The 17,096-nt window shown below is 59.9% G+C and carries 14 protein-coding genes; all 14 read right to left on the reverse strand.

Annotated elements, in window-relative coordinates; genetic code table 11:
* Positions 1-5: 5 nt before the first annotated feature.
* Positions 6-1,013 (reverse strand): NADH-quinone oxidoreductase subunit NuoH, encoded by a 1,008-nt coding sequence (gene nuoH, locus HUW52_RS12985; protein WP_007920179.1) that lies wholly within the window; start codon positions 1,011-1,013, stop codon positions 6-8.
* Entirely contained in the window at positions 1,010-3,724 is a 2,715-nt protein-coding gene (nuoG, locus tag HUW52_RS12990; RefSeq protein ID WP_175553854.1) for an NADH-quinone oxidoreductase subunit NuoG, read from the reverse strand. Before nuoG ends, nuoH begins: the two co-directional genes overlap by 4 nt.
* Before the next feature lie 136 nt (positions 3,725-3,860).
* Positions 3,861-5,216, reverse strand: coding sequence for an NADH-quinone oxidoreductase subunit NuoF (nuoF, locus tag HUW52_RS12995; RefSeq protein WP_007920184.1), 1,356 nt, complete (start codon positions 5,214-5,216; stop codon positions 3,861-3,863).
* The gene (nuoE, locus tag HUW52_RS13000) at positions 5,213-5,710 is read right to left on the reverse strand and encodes an NADH-quinone oxidoreductase subunit NuoE (RefSeq protein WP_007920186.1); all 498 of its coding nucleotides are present in this window, start codon (positions 5,708-5,710) and stop codon (positions 5,213-5,215) included. Before nuoE ends, nuoF begins: the two co-directional genes overlap by 4 nt.
* A 2-nt stretch (positions 5,711-5,712) precedes the next feature.
* Entirely contained in the window at positions 5,713-7,497 is a 1,785-nt protein-coding gene (nuoC, locus tag HUW52_RS13005) for an NADH-quinone oxidoreductase subunit C/D (protein ID WP_016987416.1), read from the reverse strand.
* Positions 7,498-7,570: 73 nt separating this feature from the next.
* A complete protein-coding gene (locus tag HUW52_RS13010; RefSeq protein WP_175553855.1) occupies positions 7,571-8,245 on the reverse strand; it encodes an NADH-quinone oxidoreductase subunit B family protein in 675 nt (224 codons plus the stop codon).
* A 10-nt stretch (positions 8,246-8,255) separates the two neighbouring features.
* Positions 8,256-8,669 (reverse strand): NADH-quinone oxidoreductase subunit A, encoded by a 414-nt coding sequence (locus tag HUW52_RS13015; protein WP_003223812.1) that lies wholly within the window; start codon positions 8,667-8,669, stop codon positions 8,256-8,258.
* A 645-nt stretch (positions 8,670-9,314) separates the two neighbouring features.
* Positions 9,315-10,640, reverse strand: coding sequence for an isocitrate lyase (gene aceA, locus HUW52_RS13020; protein WP_007920195.1), 1,326 nt, complete (start codon positions 10,638-10,640; stop codon positions 9,315-9,317).
* Positions 10,641-11,114: 474 nt separating this feature from the next.
* Entirely contained in the window at positions 11,115-11,876 is a 762-nt protein-coding gene (locus HUW52_RS13025) for a secretin N-terminal domain-containing protein (RefSeq protein ID WP_016987415.1), read from the reverse strand.
* Positions 11,877-12,124: 248 nt separating this feature from the next.
* Positions 12,125-12,550, reverse strand: a complete 426-nt coding sequence (locus HUW52_RS13030) for a GNAT family N-acetyltransferase (protein ID WP_034155132.1) — start codon at positions 12,548-12,550, stop codon at positions 12,125-12,127.
* Positions 12,543-13,712 (reverse strand): cupin domain-containing protein, encoded by a 1,170-nt coding sequence (locus HUW52_RS13035; protein WP_175553856.1) that lies wholly within the window; start codon positions 13,710-13,712, stop codon positions 12,543-12,545. The genes HUW52_RS13030 and HUW52_RS13035 overlap by 8 nt, the downstream gene beginning before the upstream one ends.
* Positions 13,713-13,798: 86 nt before the next feature.
* Positions 13,799-15,169 (reverse strand): adenylosuccinate lyase, encoded by a 1,371-nt coding sequence (gene purB, locus HUW52_RS13040; RefSeq protein WP_003223822.1) that lies wholly within the window; start codon positions 15,167-15,169, stop codon positions 13,799-13,801.
* Between the two features lie 127 nt (positions 15,170-15,296).
* Entirely contained in the window at positions 15,297-15,920 is a 624-nt protein-coding gene (gene hflD, locus HUW52_RS13045; protein WP_016987411.1) for a high frequency lysogenization protein HflD, read from the reverse strand.
* Positions 15,917-17,041, reverse strand: a complete 1,125-nt coding sequence (mnmA, locus tag HUW52_RS13050) for a tRNA 2-thiouridine(34) synthase MnmA (RefSeq protein ID WP_175553857.1) — start codon at positions 17,039-17,041, stop codon at positions 15,917-15,919. The genes hflD and mnmA overlap by 4 nt, the downstream gene beginning before the upstream one ends.
* Positions 17,042-17,096: the final 55 nt, after the last annotated feature.

The raw sequence follows: 17,096 nt of genomic DNA on the forward strand, positions 1-17,096 counted from the left end.
AATCCTCACTGAACCGCGACTGCAGGCGTGTTCCACAACACGACCGCAGCGGTCACCAGCAAATTGATCAGGGTCAGTGGCAGGCAGAATTTCCAGCTGAAATCCATCACCTGGTCATAACGCGGACGCGGGATAGAGGCGCGCAGCAGGATGAACAGCATGATGAAGAACGCGGTCTTCAGTGCGAACCAGACGAACGCCAGTTGCGGCAAGATGCCGAACGGACCGTGCCAGCCACCGAAGAACAGGGTGACCAGCAGCGCCGAGATCAGGATGATGCCGATGTATTCACCGACGAAGAACATGCCCCATTTCATACCGGCGTATTCAATGTGGTAACCGTCGGCCAGTTCCTGTTCCGCTTCCGGCTGGTCGAACGGGTGACGGTGAGTCACGGCGACGCCAGCGATGAAGAAAGTACAGAAGCCGAAGAACTGCGGAATGATGAACCACAGGTTCTGCGCCTGGTACTCGACGATGTCGCGCATGTTGAACGAGCCGACCTGGACCACGATGCCCATCAGGGCCAGGCCCATGAACACTTCGTAGGACACGGTCTGCGCCGACGCACGCAAGCTGCCGAGCAGGGCGAACTTGTTGTTACTCGACCAGCCGGCGAACAACACCGCGTAGACCGACAGACCGGCCATGGCGAAGAAGAACAGCAAGCCGATGTTCAGATCCGCGACGCCCCAGGTCGGGGTGATCGGGATGATCGCAAACGCGATCAGCAGGGCGGACATGGCCACCACCGGTGCCAAAGTGAAGATCACCTTGTCGGCAAACGGCGGGGTCCAGTCTTCCTTGAAGAACATCTTCAGCATGTCGGCGGCGATCTGGAACATACCAAACGGGCCAACGCGGTTCGGACCGTAACGGTCCTGCCACCAGCCCAGCAGGCGACGTTCGACAAAGCTGAGCAACGCGCCTGCCACCACAACGGCCAGCAGAATCACGATGGCTTTGACGACCGAGAGGATCACATCGATCACTTCAGGGGTGAACCAGGTCATTGCGCTGCCTCCTGCAGACCGTCGACGGATACGCCGGCGAATGCCGGTGGAATGCCGGCGATGCCCGCAGGCAATGCCACCAGACCGGCGCCCAGTTCTTCATTGATGCGCAGCGGCAGACGCAGGGTCTGACCGGCCACGTTCAGGCTCAGCAGGGCACCGTCGTTGACGCCCAAACGATCCGCTTCCGACTTGGCCAGAGCCACGTATGGAGCCGGAATGCGCTCTTGAACCGGTGCGGCTTTCGAAGAGTTCTCTTCGCTGCCGAACAGGTGGAAGAACGGCACGGCTTGCCAGGTGCCCGGCGCCGGGTTGAATGCGCGCGGCGCTGCAGCGAACCAGTTGAGCGAATCACCGGTGCTTTCGATCAGGCGGGTGCCCGGGTCGCCAGCGCGGATGTGACCACCGACTTCGTCTTGGAACTTGTTCCACGCTTGTGGCGAGTTCCAGCCCGGCGACCATGCAAATGGCACCTGCTGACGCGGTTCGGCAGAGCCCGAGTAACCTTCCATGGAGAAGGCGAACGCGGTGTCTTTGTCTTGCGGGGTGCGTGGTTCGTGAACGCTGATGTCGGCGCGCATCGCGGTGCGACCGGAATAACGCAGCGGCTCACGTGCCAGTTTCAGACCCTTGATGCGGAATGCCGCCGATGGTGCAGCGTCGACGATACGCGCCAGTTGCTCGGTGCTCGAAGCAACGGCAGCGGTGACGTGGTCGAGTTGCGTCCAGTCGATCGGCTGGTTCAGCAGGGTCGCGCGCAGGGCGTGCAGCCAGCGCCAGCCTTCGTGAACCAGAATGCTCGCGTCCATGTATTGCGGGTCGAAAACCTGGAAGAAGCGCTGGGCGCGACCTTCCTGGCTGACCAGCGTACCGTCGCCTTCAGCGAAGCTTGCCGCTGGCAGAACCAGATGCGCGCGGTCGCTGGTAGCCGTCTTCTGATGGTCAGCAACGATCACCACTTGCGCAGCGTTCAGTGCAGCATCGACTTTTTCTTTGGCGGTGCGGGTGTACAGATCGTTTTCCAGCACAACGATCGCGTCAGCCTTACCGTCAATGACGGCTTGCAGCGCAGCATCCACCGATTCGCCACCGAGCATGGCCAGGCCGAGGCTATTGGCTTCCGGCACGATCAGGCTGATCGAACCGTTCTTCTCGCGCAGCTTCAGGGCTTTGGCGATGTTCGCAGCGGCTTCGATCAGGGCTTTGGAGCCCAGCGAAGTACCGGCGATGATCAGCGGACGTTTTGCAGCGAGCAGGGCGTCGGCAATGCGCTGAGCCAGTTCCAGTGCTTCGGCGTCCAGACCTTCAACGGCCGGGGCGCTGGCGTCCAGTGCGTGGGCAACGGCGAAACCGATGCGCGCCAGGTCGTCCGGAGCAGCGTGTACGCATTCTTCAGCGATGTCGTCGAGCTTGGTTTCCGCCAGGCTGGCGATGAACAGCGGGTTCAGTGCGTGCTGACCAATGTTCTTCACGGCGGCGTCGAGCCAAGGCTGAACGCGCATGGCTTCGGCCATGTCTTCAGCCTTGCCTTTGACCGATTGACGCAGCGACAGCGCCACACGGGCGGCGGTCTGGGTCAGGTCTTCACCGAGTACGAAAATCGCATCGTGGTCTTCGATGTCGCGCATGTTCGGCACTGGCAGCGGGCTGTCTTTCAGCACTTGCAGGACCAGACGGATGCGCTCCAGCTCGGAGGCTTCGATACCCGAGTAGAAGTGCTCGGCGCCAACCAGTTCGCGCAACGCATAGTTGCTTTCGAGGCTGGCGCGCGGCGAACCGATACCGACGATGTTGCGACCGCGCAGCAAGTCAGCGGCTTTATCCAGCGCAGCGTCGAGGCCCAGCTTGGTGCCGTCGGCCAGCAGCGGCTGACGTGGACGGTCGGTGCGGTTGACATAGCCATAACCGAAACGGCCACGGTCGCAGAGGAAGTACTGGTTCACCGAACCGTTGAAACGGTTTTCGATGCGACGCAGTTCACCGTAACGCTCGCCCGGGGAGATGTTGCAACCGCTCGAGCAGCCATGGCAGATGCTCGGCGCGAACTGCATGTCCCACTTACGGTTGTAGCGCTCGGAGTGAGTCTTGTCAGTGAACACACCGGTCGGGCAGACCTCGGTGAGGTTGCCGGAGAACTCGCTTTCGAGGGTGCCGTCTTCAACGCGACCGAAGTACACGTTGTCGTGGGCGCCGAATACACCGAGATCGGTGCCGCCAGCGTAATCCTTGTAGAAACGCACGCAGCGGTAGCAAGCGATGCAGCGGTTCATTTCGTGGGAAATGAACGGGCCCAGTTGCTGGTTCTGGTGGGTGCGTTTGGTGAAGCGATAACGGCGCTCGTTGTGGCCGGTCATCACAGTCATGTCTTGCAGGTGGCAATGACCGCCTTCTTCGCACACAGGGCAGTCGTGCGGGTGGTTGGTCATCAGCCATTCGACAACACTGGCGCGGAACGCCTTGGATTCTTCATCTTCGATGGAGATCCAGGTGTTGTCAGTGGCAGGGGTCATGCAGGACATGACGATGCGACCACGGGTGTCGTTCTCGTCGGTGTACTGCTTGACCGCGCACTGGCGGCAAGCCCCGACGCTACCGAGCGCGGGGTGCCAGCAGAAATATGGTATGTCGAGGCCCAGCGACAGACATGCCTGTAACAGGTTGTCTGCCCCGTCGACTTCGAGCGCTTTGCCGTCTACGTGGATAGTGGCCATGGTTCAAAGGTCTTCGTTGGCCCGGTGTCAGCGGGCGTGGCTAATGGAATCTTGTTATCCGTCCGAATCCAGTCAGCCCCGAAAGGCGTCATCGGACGAAAGGCGAAGGGCACGGACCCTTCGCCTTTTTAAGCGTTTACGCGCCGATCACGATCGGCCTTGCCAGAGGCGGGACGGCGGCGCTGACTGGCGCGATACCGGCTTCGAACTCTGGACGGAAGTATTTGATGGCACTGCCCAACGGCTCCACGGCACCCGGTGCGTGAGCACAGAAGGTCTTGCCCGGGCCGAGGAAGTTGACCAGACCCAGCAGGGTCTCGATGTCGCCCGGCTGACCGCGGCCTTGTTCGATGGCCATCAGCAGCTTGACGCTCCATGGCAAACCATCACGGCACGGGGTGCAGAAACCGCACGACTCACGGGCAAAGAACTGCTCCATGTTGCGCAGCAAGGAGACCATGTTGACGCTGTCGTCCACCGCCATGGCCAGGCCGGTACCCATACGGGTGCCCACTTTGGCGATGCCGCCGGCGTACATCTGTGCGTCAAGGTGTTCAGGCAGGAGGAAACCGGTACCGGCGCCACCTGGCTGCCAGGCCTTGAGTTTGAAACCGTCGCGCATGCCGCCGGCGTAGTCTTCGAACAACTCGCGACCGGTGACGCCGAATGGCAGTTCCCACAGGCCCGGGTTTTTGACTTTGCCGGAGAAGCCCATGAGCTTGGTGCCCATGTCTTCGCTGCCTTCGCGGGCCAACGATTTGTACCAGTCAACGCCGTCGGCAATGATCGCCGGCACGTTGCACAGGGTTTCGACGTTGTTCACGCAAGTCGGCTTGCCCCACACGCCAACAGCGGCAGGGAAGGGCGGTTTGGAGCGCGGGTTGGCGCGGCGGCCTTCGAGGGAGTTGATCAGTGCGGTTTCTTCACCGCAGATGTAACGCCCGGCGCCGGTGTGGACGAACAGCTCGAAATCGAAGCCGCTGCCGAGAATGTTCTTGCCCAGCAGGCCAGCAGCCTTGGCTTCTTCCACGGCACGATTCAAGTGCTTGGCGGCGGTGGTGTATTCGCCACGCAGGAAGATGTAGCCACGGTAGGTTTTCAGCGCGCGAGCACTGATCAGCATGCCTTCGATCAGCAGATGGGGCAGTTGCTCCATCAGCATGCGGTCTTTCCAGGTGTTCGGCTCCATTTCATCCGCATTGCACAGCAGGTAGCGGATGTTGATGGATTCGTCTTTGGGCATCAGGCCCCACTTCACGCCAGTGGGGAAGCCTGCACCGCCGCGACCTTTCAAGCCTGCGTCTTTCACGGTCTGGACGATGGCGTCCTGATCCATGTCGGCGAAGGCTTTGCGCGCCGCGGCGTAACCGTTCTTGGCCTGGTACTCGTCGAGCCACACGGCTTCGCCGTCGTCACGCAGACGCCAGGTCAGCGGGTGAGTCTCGGCCGAACGCTGAATGCGGTTGGCAGGACCGAAAGATGTCAGGGTCATACGTAGCCCTCGAGCAGTTTGGCGACGCCAGCAGGCTGCACATCACCAAAGGTGTCGTCGTCGATCATCAGCGCCGGCGCCTTGTCGCAGTTGCCGAGGCAGCAGACCGGCAGCAGGGTGAAACGACCGTCGGTGGTAGTCTGACCCAGGCCGATGCCCAGATTGTTCTGGATTTCGCTGACCACCGACTCGTGGCCGCCGATGTAGCAGACCATGCTGTCGCAGACGCGAATGATGTGACGGCCGACCGGCTGACGGAAAATCTGGCTATAGAACGTCGCCACACCTTCAACGTCGCTGGCCGGGATGCCGAGGATCTCGCCGATCGCGTACAGGGCGCCATCCGGCACCCAGCCGCGTTCTTTCTGAACGATCTTCAGGGCTTCGATCGACGCCGCGCGCGGGTCTTCGTAGTGATGCAGCTCGTGCTCGATGGCCGAGCGCTCGGTTTCACTCAAGGTGAAACGGTCTGTCTGGATAAGCGTGCTGTTCATGCTTAGCGGTCCACGTCGGCCATAACGAAATCGATACTACCCAGGTACGCAATCATGTCCGCGACCATGCTGCCTTTGATCACCGAAGGGATCTGTTGCAGATGCGGGAAGCTTGGAGTGCGGATCCGGGTACGGTAGCTCATGGTGCCGCCGTCGCTCGTCAGGTAATAACTGTTGATGCCCTTGGTCGCTTCGATCATCTGGAAGGATTCGTTGGCCGGCATCACCGGGCCCCACGAAACTTGCAGGAAGTGCGTGATCAAGGTTTCGATGTGCTGCAGCGTGCGCTCTTTCGGCGGCGGCGTGGTCAGCGGGTGATCCGCCTTGTACGGGCCTTCCGGCATGTTGCGCATGCACTGGTCGATGATCTTGATGCTCTGGCGCATTTCTTCGACGCGAACCATGCAGCGGTCGTAGGCATCGCCGTTGGCAGCCAGCGGTACTTCGAACTCGAAGTTTTCGTAGCCGGAGTACGGACGCGCTTTACGCAGGTCGAAATCGCAACCGGTCGAACGCAGGCCAGCACCGGTGACACCCCATTCCAGGGCTTCTTTGGTGTTGTACTGGGCGACGCCGATGGTACGGCCCTTGAGGATGCTGTTCTGCAGGGCAGCCTTGGTGTATTCGTCGAGGCGTTTTGGCAGCCATTCAACGAAGTCTTTCACCAGTTTTTCCCAACCGCGCGGCAGGTCGTGGGCAACACCACCGATGCGGTACCAGGCCGGGTGCAGACGGAAACCGGTAATGGCTTCAATCACCGTGTACGCCTTCTGGCGGTCGGTGAAGGTGAAGAACACCGGGGTCATCGCACCGACGTCCTGGATGTAAGTCCCGAGGAACAGCAGGTGGCTGGTGATCCGGAAGAACTCGGCCATCATGATGCGGATGACGTCGACCTTCTCGGGCACCTTGATGCCGGCCAGCTTCTCGACCGAGAGCACGTACGGCAGGTTGTTCATCACGCCGCCGAGGTAGTCGATACGGTCGGTGTACGGGATGAAGCTGTGCCACGACTGACGCTCGGCCATCTTCTCGGCACCACGGTGGTGGTAACCGATGTCCGGCACGCAGTCGACGATCTCTTCGCCGTCCAGTTGCAGAATGATGCGGAACGCGCCGTGCGCCGAAGGGTGGTTCGGGCCGAGGTTGAGGAACATGTAGTCCTCGTTCGGGCCGGAACGCTTCATGCCCCAGTCTTCCGGACGGAAACGCGCGGCTTCTTCCTCGAGCTGTTGCTTGGCGAGGTTGAGGCTGTACGGATCGAATTCGGTGGCGCGCGCCGGGAAGTCCTTGCGCAGCGGGTGACCTTCCCAGGTCGGCGGCATCATGATGCGCGACAGGTGCGGGTGACCTTTGAAGTCGATACCGAACATGTCCCAGACTTCACGCTCGTACCAGTTGGCGTTCGGCCAGATGCTGGTGACGGTCGGCAAGCTGAGGTCGCTCTCGGACAAGGCGACCTTGATCATCACGTCACTATTACGCTCCAGCGACATGAGGTGATAGAACACGGTGAACTCGGCGTCGCTCGGCAGCCCTTGACGCTTGGTGCGCAGACGCTCGTCCACGCCGTGCAGGTCATAGAGCATGACGTACGGCTTGGGCAGGTTGCGCAGGAAGGTCAGGACTTCGACGAGTTTGGCACGCGCCACCCACAGCACCGGCATGCCGGTGCGGGTCGGCTGGGCGGTGAACGCCTCCGGGCCAAAACGGTTGTTCAATTCAACGACCACATCCTGGTCGTCTGCCTTATAAGGCGGGATGTACAGAGCACTGCCTGTAGTCATGGTTATTTTTTCGCTTTCGGTCAACGTAAAGAATGAAGCCAGCTTCTCGTTTCTTTGTCAGAACAGATCTGGATCAGACTTCGTCAGGGCTGCGCAGGTTGGTGACTGCGATTCGCTGTTCGCGGCGCTCTTCCTTCTGCGAAGGCATGTCGGCGCGATACACGCCTTGATCGCCAACGACCCAGGAAAGCGGACGACGCTCCTTGCCGATCGATTCCTGCAACAGCATCAAGCCTTGCAGAAATGCTTCCGGACGAGGAGGGCAGCCAGGTACGTAGACGTCCACGGGCAGGAACTTGTCCACCCCTTGAACCACAGAGTAGATGTCGTACATGCCACCGGAGTTAGCGCACGAACCCATGGAGATAACCCACTTCGGTTCGAGCATCTGCTCGTAGAGACGCTGGATGATCGGCGCCATCTTGATGAAGCAGGTGCCGGCGATAACCATGAAGTCGGCCTGACGCGGCGATGCCCGGATCACTTCGGCGCCAAAGCGCGCGATGTCGTGGGGCGCCGTGAAGGCGGTGGTCATTTCCACGTAGCAGCACGACAGGCCGAAGTTGTACGGCCACAGGGAGTTCTTACGTCCCCAGTTGACCGCGCCACTCAGCACGTCTTCCAGCTTGCCCATGAAAATGTTTTTGTGGACTTGATCTTCTAACGGATCGGAAACGGTTTCCCGTTCGCCAATCGGATATTGCTCGTTAGGAGCATCGGGGTTGATCCTGGTGAGATTGTATTGCATTGCCAAAGCCTCATTGTTTCAGCTTCGCCTGCCGCTTGCGACGAGCTTCCGGAGCCCAGTCAAGGGCGCCCACTCGGAACAGGTAGACAAGACCTGCCAACAGAATTGCTATGAAAACGAGAGCTTCGACGAATCCGGTCCAGCCGCTTTCGCGGACGGACACAGACCATGCAAAGAGAAAGAGGGCTTCGATATCGAAGATCACGAAGAGCATCGCGACCAGATAGAATTTGGCTGAGAGCCGCAAGCGGGCGCCACCGGTAGGTAGCATGCCGGACTCGAACGGTTCGTTTTTGCTGCGACCCCAGGCTTTTGACCCAAGGAGGCTGGAGACGCCAAGCATGAAGGCACACAGGCCGACGACACCCAGAAGGAAAATGGCAAAGCCCCAGTTGTGGGCCATGAGTCCTGTCGCTTCGGGCATGCTGGTAATCCTTAACAGAGAGCAAAGGTCTCTGAGCTTGATAAAGAAATAGGCAGTGACGATATGTCGCAGCAATCAATCGCGCTGATTTTATGGCTAAACACCCTGCAAGTAAAATTCCTATAGCGAAATTATTTATTGGAATAAGGACATAGCACCTTTCCAATGCCCTGCAGCCCATGCGTTGCGGGCATTAGGCGGATTTATGCAAATAATGTTTTGTAGGGAATGTAACGAACATAGTTGCGGCTAAATGATAATTGATATCGTTTGGAGTGGTTTTGTAACTGTTTAACGGGATGTCAGTTGGGAAGTTGTCTTACTTGCACGTTACTGCAAGTAGCGACGGCGCCCGTTTTAGCGGATTTTTCTGACGGTTGTACCGCGCTGGATCAATGTTTTGATTCGCGATCACCCCCGACCCTGTGGGAGCGAGCTTGCTCGCGAATGCGGTTCATCATTCGACAGGGATAGTGACTGACATGACGCCTTCGCGAGCAAGCTCGCTCCCACAGGGGGGTTGTGGCGTCTGGGAGATTGTCTCGGGCAAAAAAAACGCCCCGAACCAGTCGGGGCGTCAGTTTTGCGGCTCTGCGGTTAGCTTTCTGTACGATCCGCAGAGGCCGTTTGCTCAGCGAAGCCGAATCAGTGGAACTGTTCTTCTTCGGTCGAACCGGTCAGTGCGGTTACCGAGGACGAGCCACCTTGAATCACAGTGGTCATGTCGTCGAAGTAGCCGGTGCCCACTTCCTGCTGGTGAGCCACGAAGGTGTAACCCTTGGCAGCGTCGGCGAATTCCTGCTCCTGCAGCTTCACGTAGGCAGTCATGTCGTTGCGGGCGTAGTCGTGCGCCAGGTTGAACATGCTGTGCCACATGTTGTGAATGCCGGCCAGGGTGATGAACTGGTGCTTGTAACCCATGGCGGACAGTTCGCGCTGGAACTTGGCGATGGTCGCGTCGTCGAGGTTTTTCTTCCAGTTGAAGGAAGGCGAGCAGTTGTACGACAGCAGTTGGTCCGGGTATTCCTTTTTGATCGCTTCGGCGAAACGACGAGCCTCGTCCAGATCCGGCTTGGCGGTTTCGCACCAGATCAGATCGGCGTATGGCGCGTAAGCCAAGCCACGAGCGATGGCTTGATCCAGACCGGCACGGACCTTGTAGAAACCTTCCTGAGTGCGCTCACCAGTCACGAACGGCTGGTCGTACGGGTCGCAATCGGAGGTCAGCAGGTCAGCGGCGTTCGCGTCGGTGCGGGCCAGAATGATGGTCGGGGTGCCGGCAACGTCAGCAGCCAGACGAGCAGCGGTCAGCTTCTGTACGGCTTCCTGAGTTGGGACCAGTACTTTGCCGCCCATGTGGCCGCATTTCTTCACGGAAGCCAGTTGGTCTTCGAAGTGAACGCCGGCGGCGCCTGCTTCGATCATGCTCTTCATCAGCTCGTAAGCGTTCAGTACGCCGCCGAAACCGGCTTCAGCGTCAGCCACGATCGGTGCGAAGTAGTCGATGTAGCCATCGTCGCCCGGGTTCTTGCCGGCTTTCCACTGGATCTGGTCAGCACGACGGAACGAGTTGTTGATGCGCTTGACCACGGTTGGCACCGAGTCCACCGGGTACAGCGACTGGTCCGGGTACATGGACTCTGCGGAGTTGTTGTCCGCAGCCACTTGCCAGCCCGACAGGTAGATAGCCTGGATACCGGCTTTGACCTGCTGAACAGCCTGGCCGCCGGTCAGGGCGCCCATGCAGTTGACGAAATCTTTCTCAGGACGGAAGGACGGCTTGGCACCCTGGGTGACCAGGTTCCACAGCTTGTCGGCGCCCATTTTTGCAAAGGTGTGCTCAGGTTGAACCGAGCCACGCAGACGGACGACGTCAGCAGCGGAGTAAGTGCGTGTCACGCCTTTCCAGCGCGGGTTTTCAGCCCAGTCTTTTTCGAGGGCTGCAATTTGCTGTTCGCGTGTCAGTGCCATGGAGATAAACCTCGTCGCGTCTTTTATGAAAAGTTGTTCTGCGGTGGAAAATTCCTGCGCTCGCTGACCAGAAGCTTAGGTGGTCAAGTCGGATTCGGCGGGGTAGGCGACGGGATGAACGATGGGCTCGAGGGGAAGTGAGCAGGTAGTGGCGGACTGCGGGCGCATGCGGGCGTCGTGGGCCTCTATACGGTCTACAGTGTGGAGCCGGGTTACCTAATTACGCTTCCGTCCCTCGGGACAACTTCGTTCCAGTCGGCAACCTCGTCAAACACACCTTGTGGGCGGTACAGACACGAAGCGGTTCGCGGGGTAGGTGCGAACATCGCTTCGAAGGCCCTTGCCAGGGCCTCTGATTAGCGGGAGCGAGGCCATCATGCCTTCGCTTTTTTACCCCGTCAAACGTTTTGTAGTGCTTTTTTTCAAGCACTACATCTTTCGTCTAATACGACTAATCAGTCAGTTTTCGGTGCTTTAGTCCAGGGCGTCGACTTTCACCCGCAAGGTCATGTCATCCCGGCCTTGAGTCGAGTAGCTGCGGGTCAGGCCCTGTTTGTCGGCTTGAGTCTGGCGATTGACGCCGGCAAGGGTGATCCACTCGCCGAGGCGCCCGCTGACAGTTGTGTCGGTGCTTTGCACGTTCACTACATCGGGACGTTCCTGGCTCATGCGGTCACGGTTGGTACTGATCGCCAGGTGAACGATGTCGCCGGTGACGCTGGCGGTGACGTAGAAACCCTGGGTGACGTTGCGGTATTGGGTCTGGCTGCTGTAATCGCCATAGGAGTTGGTCTGGCTACTGGTGATCGGCACGCTTTGCCCGACTTGAATCAGCGCCGGCATGCCATCGGTGGCCTGCACCTGCTGCACGCCGCCGTCGCGGCTGGCGGTGCTGCGGCTGATGATGCGGGTCTGGTTCGGTTGGGCGCCGTTGACCGAATAACCTTCGTCGCCACGGCCATTGTTTTCATTGGTGTCGACGCTGATCAGCAGGCGTTTCGGCGCGGTGTCCAGTTGGGTGATCAGCGCCTTGAGTTCCTGAATCTTGTCCGGCTCGGCCTTGATGATCAGTTGGTTGCCATAGGCGCTGACCTGACCGTCCTTGCCGAGGAAGTCTTGCGCCATCGGCAGCATGTCGGTGCTGGTGCGGTAATTGAGAGGCACGATTTCTGTGGCTGCCATCACCGTAAAACTGCAACCGAGCAGCAGGGTGGTGAGCAGGGTGCGTAGGGACATGTCCGTTATCTCCGCTTTCGAAAGGCTTGATATTGCCAGTTTGTCGGCCTTGGGTGGGGCAAGTTGAATCGTAGGCAGCAAAACGCCCCGGCATCCGAAAATGGCGGGGCGTTTTGTGGTGTTCTCGAGGGCCTCTTCGCGAGCAAGCTCGCTCCCACATTAAATCTCTGTCTGACACAAATATCGTGTCCGCTGGAGATCCCCTGTGGGAGTGAGCCTGCTCGCGATCGCCGCGCCGCGCCGCGGTCTTAAGCCGAATGGCGAACCATGTCGACATGCGGAATCCCGGCTTCGAGGAATTCCTCGCTGACCAGGCTGAAACCCAAGCGCTCATAGAACGCTGTGGCCTGCACCTGAGCGCTGAGCATCTGCTGCTTCAAACCACGTTCTTCGGCTTCGGCGATCACCGCTTGCATCAGCGCATCACCGACCTTCATCCCGCGCCAGTCTTTCAGCACCGAAACCCGGCCGATGTGCCCATCAGGCAACAGGCGCGCAGTACCGATCGGAAAGTCGCCTTCAAACGCCAGAAAATGCACAGCGGTCGCGTCGTCCGCGTCCCATTCCAGCTCAGGTGGCACCGATTGCTCGGCGATGAACACCGTTTCACGAATGCGCCGGATCTCGGCGATGTCCTTCTGCCAGTCTGCGACACGTACGCGAATCTTATTCATCGGCGAACCCCAGGCTCCCTTGCTTGACCAGCTGGCACAGCAGGCCGCAAGCGTCTTCGTCGTTCAGCCACTCACCGAGGTTGTCGGTGTGCAGGGCGTCAGCGGCGCAGATCAGCTTCAGCAGTTCGCGCAGCTTGCCCGGCAGGTAACGGCTCTGACCGCTGGCGAACAGCAACAGGTCGTCATCGACTTCCGACCAGGCTAGACGCGCGCTCGGGTTGCGGATCAGGATGGCACCATCCTGCAGGGCGGCGAGGAAGTCTTCTTCTTCGATTCCTTCCGGGCCGGCCACCAGTTCTGGATAACGCGGCTCGGTCATGTACTGGCCGAACCAGGTCAGCAGCAGGCGCTCGTCGCTCATGTGTTCGGCGAGTAGGGCTTTCAGGCGATCCAGTGCATCGTGTTGAATCTGATGCGGATCAGCCGCTGGTTGCGCGTCGGCGTCGGTATAGCGCTCTTCGTCAGTCAGGAACTGGCTGAGGAAGTCGGTGAAGTGGGTCAGCACTTCCGAAGCGCTCGGTGCACGGAAGCCGACCGAGTAAGTCATGCAGTTGTCGACCGCGACACCGCAGTGGGCCAGACGTGGCGGCAGGTAGAGCATGTCGCCCGGTTCCAGCACCCACTCTTCGGTCTCGTGGAATTCAGCGAGAATGCGCAGGTCTGCGTGTTGCAGCAGCGGGCTCTCGGAATCGCACATCTGGCCGATTTTCCAGTTGCGCTTGCCGTGGCCTTGCAGCAGGAACACGTCGTAGTTGTCGAAGTGCGGACCGACGCTGCCACCCGGTGCGGCGAAGCTGATCATCACATCGTCGACGCGCCAGCTCGGCAGGAAGCGGAAGTTTTCCAGCAGCTCGCTGACTTCCGGGACGAATTGGTCGACGGCCTGAACCAGCAGGGTCCACTCTTTTTCCGGCAATTTGCTGAATTCGTCTTCAGCGAACGGGCCGCGACGCAGTTCCCATGGGCGCTCGCCGTGCTCGATCACCAGGCGCGATTCGACTTCTTCTTCCAGGGCCAGGCCGGCCAGTTCGTCGGCGTCGATCGGGCTTTCGAAGTCAGGAATCGCCTGACGGATCAGCAATGGCTTTTTCTGCCAGTAGTCGCGCAGGAACTCGCGTGCCGTGATGCCGCCCAGAAGTTGAAGAGGAATATCGGGATTCATATGTAACCTATTGAAAAAAAGCACTTTTCAGACGGGAATAAAAACGCCCGGCGCGGCCGGGCGTCTCAAACGGATCAAGCGGTCGATCAGATGCGTTTGGCTTGCGCTACAGCGTTGCCGATGTAGTTGGCCGGGGTCAGTTGCTTGAGCTCGGCTTTCGCTTCGGCAGGCATGTCCAGACCATCGATGAAAGTCTGCAACGCTTCAGGGCTGATGCCCTTGCCGCGCGTCAGTTCTTTCAGCTTCTCGTACGGGTTTTCGATGTTGTAGCGGCGCATCACGGTCTGGATCGGCTCAGCCAGGACTTCCCAGCAAGCGTCGAGGTCAGCGGCAATCTTCTGCTCGTTGAGCTCGAGTTTGCTGATGCCTTTGAGGCTGGCTTCGTAGGCGATCACGCTGTGGGCGAAGCCGACACCGAGGTTACGCAGTACGGTGGAGTCGGTCAGGTCGCGCTGCCAGCGGGAGATCGGCAGTTTGCTCGCCAGATGCTGGAACAGTGCGTTGGCGATGCCCAGGTTGCCTTCGGAGTTTTCGAAGTCGATCGGGTTGACCTTGTGCGGCATGGTCGACGAACCGATTTCGCCAGCGATGGTGCGCTGCTTGAAATAACCCAGGGAGATGTAGCCCCAGATGTCACGGTCGAAGTCGATCAGGATGGTGTTGAAGCGTGCGATCGCGTCGAACAGCTCGGCGATGTAGTCGTGCGGTTCGATCTGCGTGGTGTACGGGTTGAAGCCCAGGCCCAGCTCGTCTTCGATGAAGGCGCGGGCGTTGGCTTCCCAGTCGATCTGCGGGTAGGCCGACAGGTGCGCGTTGTAGTTACCGACAGCGCCGTTGATCTTGCCCAGCAGCGGCACGGCAGCGACTTGAGCGATCTGACGCTCGAGACGGTAAACCACGTTCGCCAGCTCTTTACCCAGAGTGGTCGGCGAAGCCGGTTGACCGTGGGTGCGCGACAGCATCGGCACGTCAGCGAAACGGATGGCCAGTTCGCGGATGGCGTTGGCAGTCTGGCGCATCAGCGGCAGCATCACGTCGTCACGGCCTTCGCGCAGCATCAGGGCGTGGGACAGGTTGTTGATGTCTTCGCTGGTGCAGGCAAAGTGGATGAACTCGCTGACCTTGGCCAGCTCCGGCAACTTGGCCGCCTGCTCTTTGAGCAGGTATTCGATCGCTTTGACGTCGTGGTTGGTGGTGCGCTCGATCTCTTTGACGCGCTCGGCGTGCTCCAGCGAGAAGTTTTCAGCCAGTTCATTGAGAACGGCGTTGGCCTCGGCAGAGAAGGCTGGCACTTCAGGGATACCCGCGTGGGCGGCCAGGCGCTGGAGCCAGCGCACTTCAACCAGAACACGGGCACGGATCAGACCGTACTCGCTGAAAATCGGGCGCAGGGCCTGGGTTTTGCCGGCGTAGCGGCCGTCAACAGGGGAAACCGCAGTGAGCGAAGAAAGCTGCATGGGGTGTTCTCGGACAGTCGGGCAACGAAATGGGGCGCGTATCATACATGAAAAAATCCGCCGGTCCGTTGCCAACTGACCGGCGTATTACGCGTTACAGACTACAAAGCTTTTATTGCGCGGCGTTTTACTCGCTGCGCATCAACGGATACAGCTCTTTGAGCAGCTTGCGCCGGCTGATCACCAGCTGCCAGCGATGGCCGCCGAGCTGCCGCCAAAGGCGTGCCGAACGGATGCCGGCGAGGAGCAGGGCGCGGATCTTAGAGGCATTGCTCGGTTGCTGCAGATTGCGCATGTCGCCGTGTACCTGAATGCGTTGGCGCAGAGTGCTCAGGGTGTCCTGATACAGCGCGCCGCAAGCCGCGACCACGTTTTCGTGGGCCGGACCGAAATGCTCGACCTGCGACTGGATCTGCGGCAAGCGCTTGCCGATGATATCGAGCATGTCGTTGCGCTTGGCCAGTTGACGCTCCAGGCCGAGCATCGAAAGGGCATAGCGCAGTGGCTCGCGTTGCAAGGTGCTCGGATCGCGCTCGAGGGCGCCAATCAGTGCCCGGTAGCCCTCGCGCAGATTGATGTCGTCGCCGCCGTACACATCCAGCGTGTCCTTCGGGTCGCGCACCAGCAGGCTGCCTAGCATGCAGCTCAGGCCGGCTTCGCTGGTCTGACCGGTCTTGGCGATCCGGTCGACCAGTACAGCGGCGAGAAACACACCGCCGAGCGCCGTCAGTTGTTCCTGAGTCGGGCTCATGCCTGGCCGCTCCACGGCTCGGCGACTTCGATCACGCCGCCACCGAGGCAGATTTCACCGTCATAGAACACCACGGACTGGCCCGGCGTCACCGCGCGTTGCGGTTCGTCGAACACGGCGCGGTAGCCGCTGGCGGTTTTTTCCAGGGTGCAGGCCTGGTCGCTCTGGCGATAGCGAACCTTGGCGGTCAGGCGCAGCGGTTGGCTCAGGTCGATCGGGTTGACCCAATAGATTTCCGAGGCGAGCAGGGCGCCGGAGAACAGCCACGGATGGTTGTTGCCTTGGCCGACGATCAGTTCGTTGGTGTCCAGATCCTTGCGCAGCACGTACCACGGCTCATCGCCGGCGTCTTTCAGGCCACCGATGCCGAGGCCCTGGCGCTGACCGATGGTGTGGTACATCAAGCCGTGGTGACGGCCGATGACTTCGCTTTCGGTGGTTTTGATCTCGCCCGGTTGCGCTGGCAGGTATTGCTTGAGGAAATCGCTGAAGCGACGCTCGCCGATGAAGCAGATCCCGGTGGAATCCTTCTTCTTGGCGGTGGCCAGTTCGTATTTCTCGGCAATCGCACGGACTTCCGGCTTTTCCAGTTCGCCGACCGGGAACAGGGTCTTGGCGATCTGTTCGCCGCCAACGGCGTGCAGGAAGTAGCTCTGATCCTTGTTCGGATCGAGGCCTTTGAGCAGCTCGGTGCGGCCATCGATGTCGCGGCGGCGCACGTAGTGACCGGTGGCGATCAGGTCGGCGCCGAGCATCATGGCGTAGTCGAGGAACGCCTTGAACTTGATTTCGCGGTTGCAGAGGATGTCCGGGTTCGGCGTGCGCCCGGCCTTGTATTCGGCGAGGAAATGCTCGAACACGTTGTCCCAGTACTCGGCGGCGAAGTTGGCGGTGTGCAGCTTGATGCCGATCTTGTCGCAGACAGCCTGGGCATCCGCCAGGTCGTCCATGGCGGTGCAGTATTCCGTTCCGTCGTCTTCTTCCCAGTTCTTCATGAACAGGCCTTCCACTTCATAACCCTGCTCGATCAGCAGGAGAGCGGAAACGGAAGAGTCCACGCCGCCGGACATGCCGACAATGACGCGCTTCTTGGATGTGTCAGAAGGGGCTGGATCACGCATAGGGATTCAATGAGTGTCTTGAAAAAGGACGCGATTCTAGCAGGCTCGCGGCCTC

Origin of the sequence: Pseudomonas sp. 43A, assembly GCF_013363935.1 — a bacterium.
Taxonomy (GTDB): Bacteria; Pseudomonadota; Gammaproteobacteria; order Pseudomonadales; family Pseudomonadaceae; genus Aquipseudomonas; species Aquipseudomonas crudilactis.

What these genes read in the sequence shown, in the direction of transcription:
- nuoH (WP_007920179.1), bottom strand. Translation starts at nt 1,013, where the DNA reads ATGACCTGGTTCACCCCTGAAGTGATCGATGTGATCCTCTCGGTCGTC.
- nuoG (WP_175553854.1), bottom strand. Translation starts at nt 3,724, where the DNA reads ATGGCCACTATCCACGTAGACGGCAAAGCGCTCGAAGTCGACGGGGCA.
- nuoF (WP_007920184.1), bottom strand. Translation starts at nt 5,216, where the DNA reads ATGACCCTGACATCTTTCGGTCCTGCCAACCGCATTCAGCGTTCGGCC.
- nuoE (WP_007920186.1), bottom strand. Translation starts at nt 5,710, where the DNA reads ATGAACAGCACGCTTATCCAGACAGACCGTTTCACCTTGAGTGAAACC.
- nuoC (WP_016987416.1), bottom strand. Translation starts at nt 7,497, where the DNA reads ATGACTACAGGCAGTGCTCTGTACATCCCGCCTTATAAGGCAGACGAC.
- HUW52_RS13010 (WP_175553855.1), bottom strand. Translation starts at nt 8,245, where the DNA reads ATGCAATACAATCTCACCAGGATCAACCCCGATGCTCCTAACGAGCAA.
- HUW52_RS13015 (WP_003223812.1), bottom strand. Translation starts at nt 8,669, where the DNA reads ATGCCCGAAGCGACAGGACTCATGGCCCACAACTGGGGCTTTGCCATT.
- aceA (WP_007920195.1), bottom strand. Translation starts at nt 10,640, where the DNA reads ATGGCACTGACACGCGAACAGCAAATTGCAGCCCTCGAAAAAGACTGG.
- HUW52_RS13025 (WP_016987415.1), bottom strand. Translation starts at nt 11,876, where the DNA reads ATGTCCCTACGCACCCTGCTCACCACCCTGCTGCTCGGTTGCAGTTTT.
- HUW52_RS13030 (WP_034155132.1), bottom strand. Translation starts at nt 12,550, where the DNA reads ATGAATAAGATTCGCGTACGTGTCGCAGACTGGCAGAAGGACATCGCC.
- HUW52_RS13035 (WP_175553856.1), bottom strand. Translation starts at nt 13,712, where the DNA reads ATGAATCCCGATATTCCTCTTCAACTTCTGGGCGGCATCACGGCACGC.
- purB (WP_003223822.1), bottom strand. Translation starts at nt 15,169, where the DNA reads ATGCAGCTTTCTTCGCTCACTGCGGTTTCCCCTGTTGACGGCCGCTAC.
- hflD (WP_016987411.1), bottom strand. Translation starts at nt 15,920, where the DNA reads ATGAGCCCGACTCAGGAACAACTGACGGCGCTCGGCGGTGTGTTTCTC.
- mnmA (WP_175553857.1), bottom strand. Translation starts at nt 17,041, where the DNA reads ATGCGTGATCCAGCCCCTTCTGACACATCCAAGAAGCGCGTCATTGTC.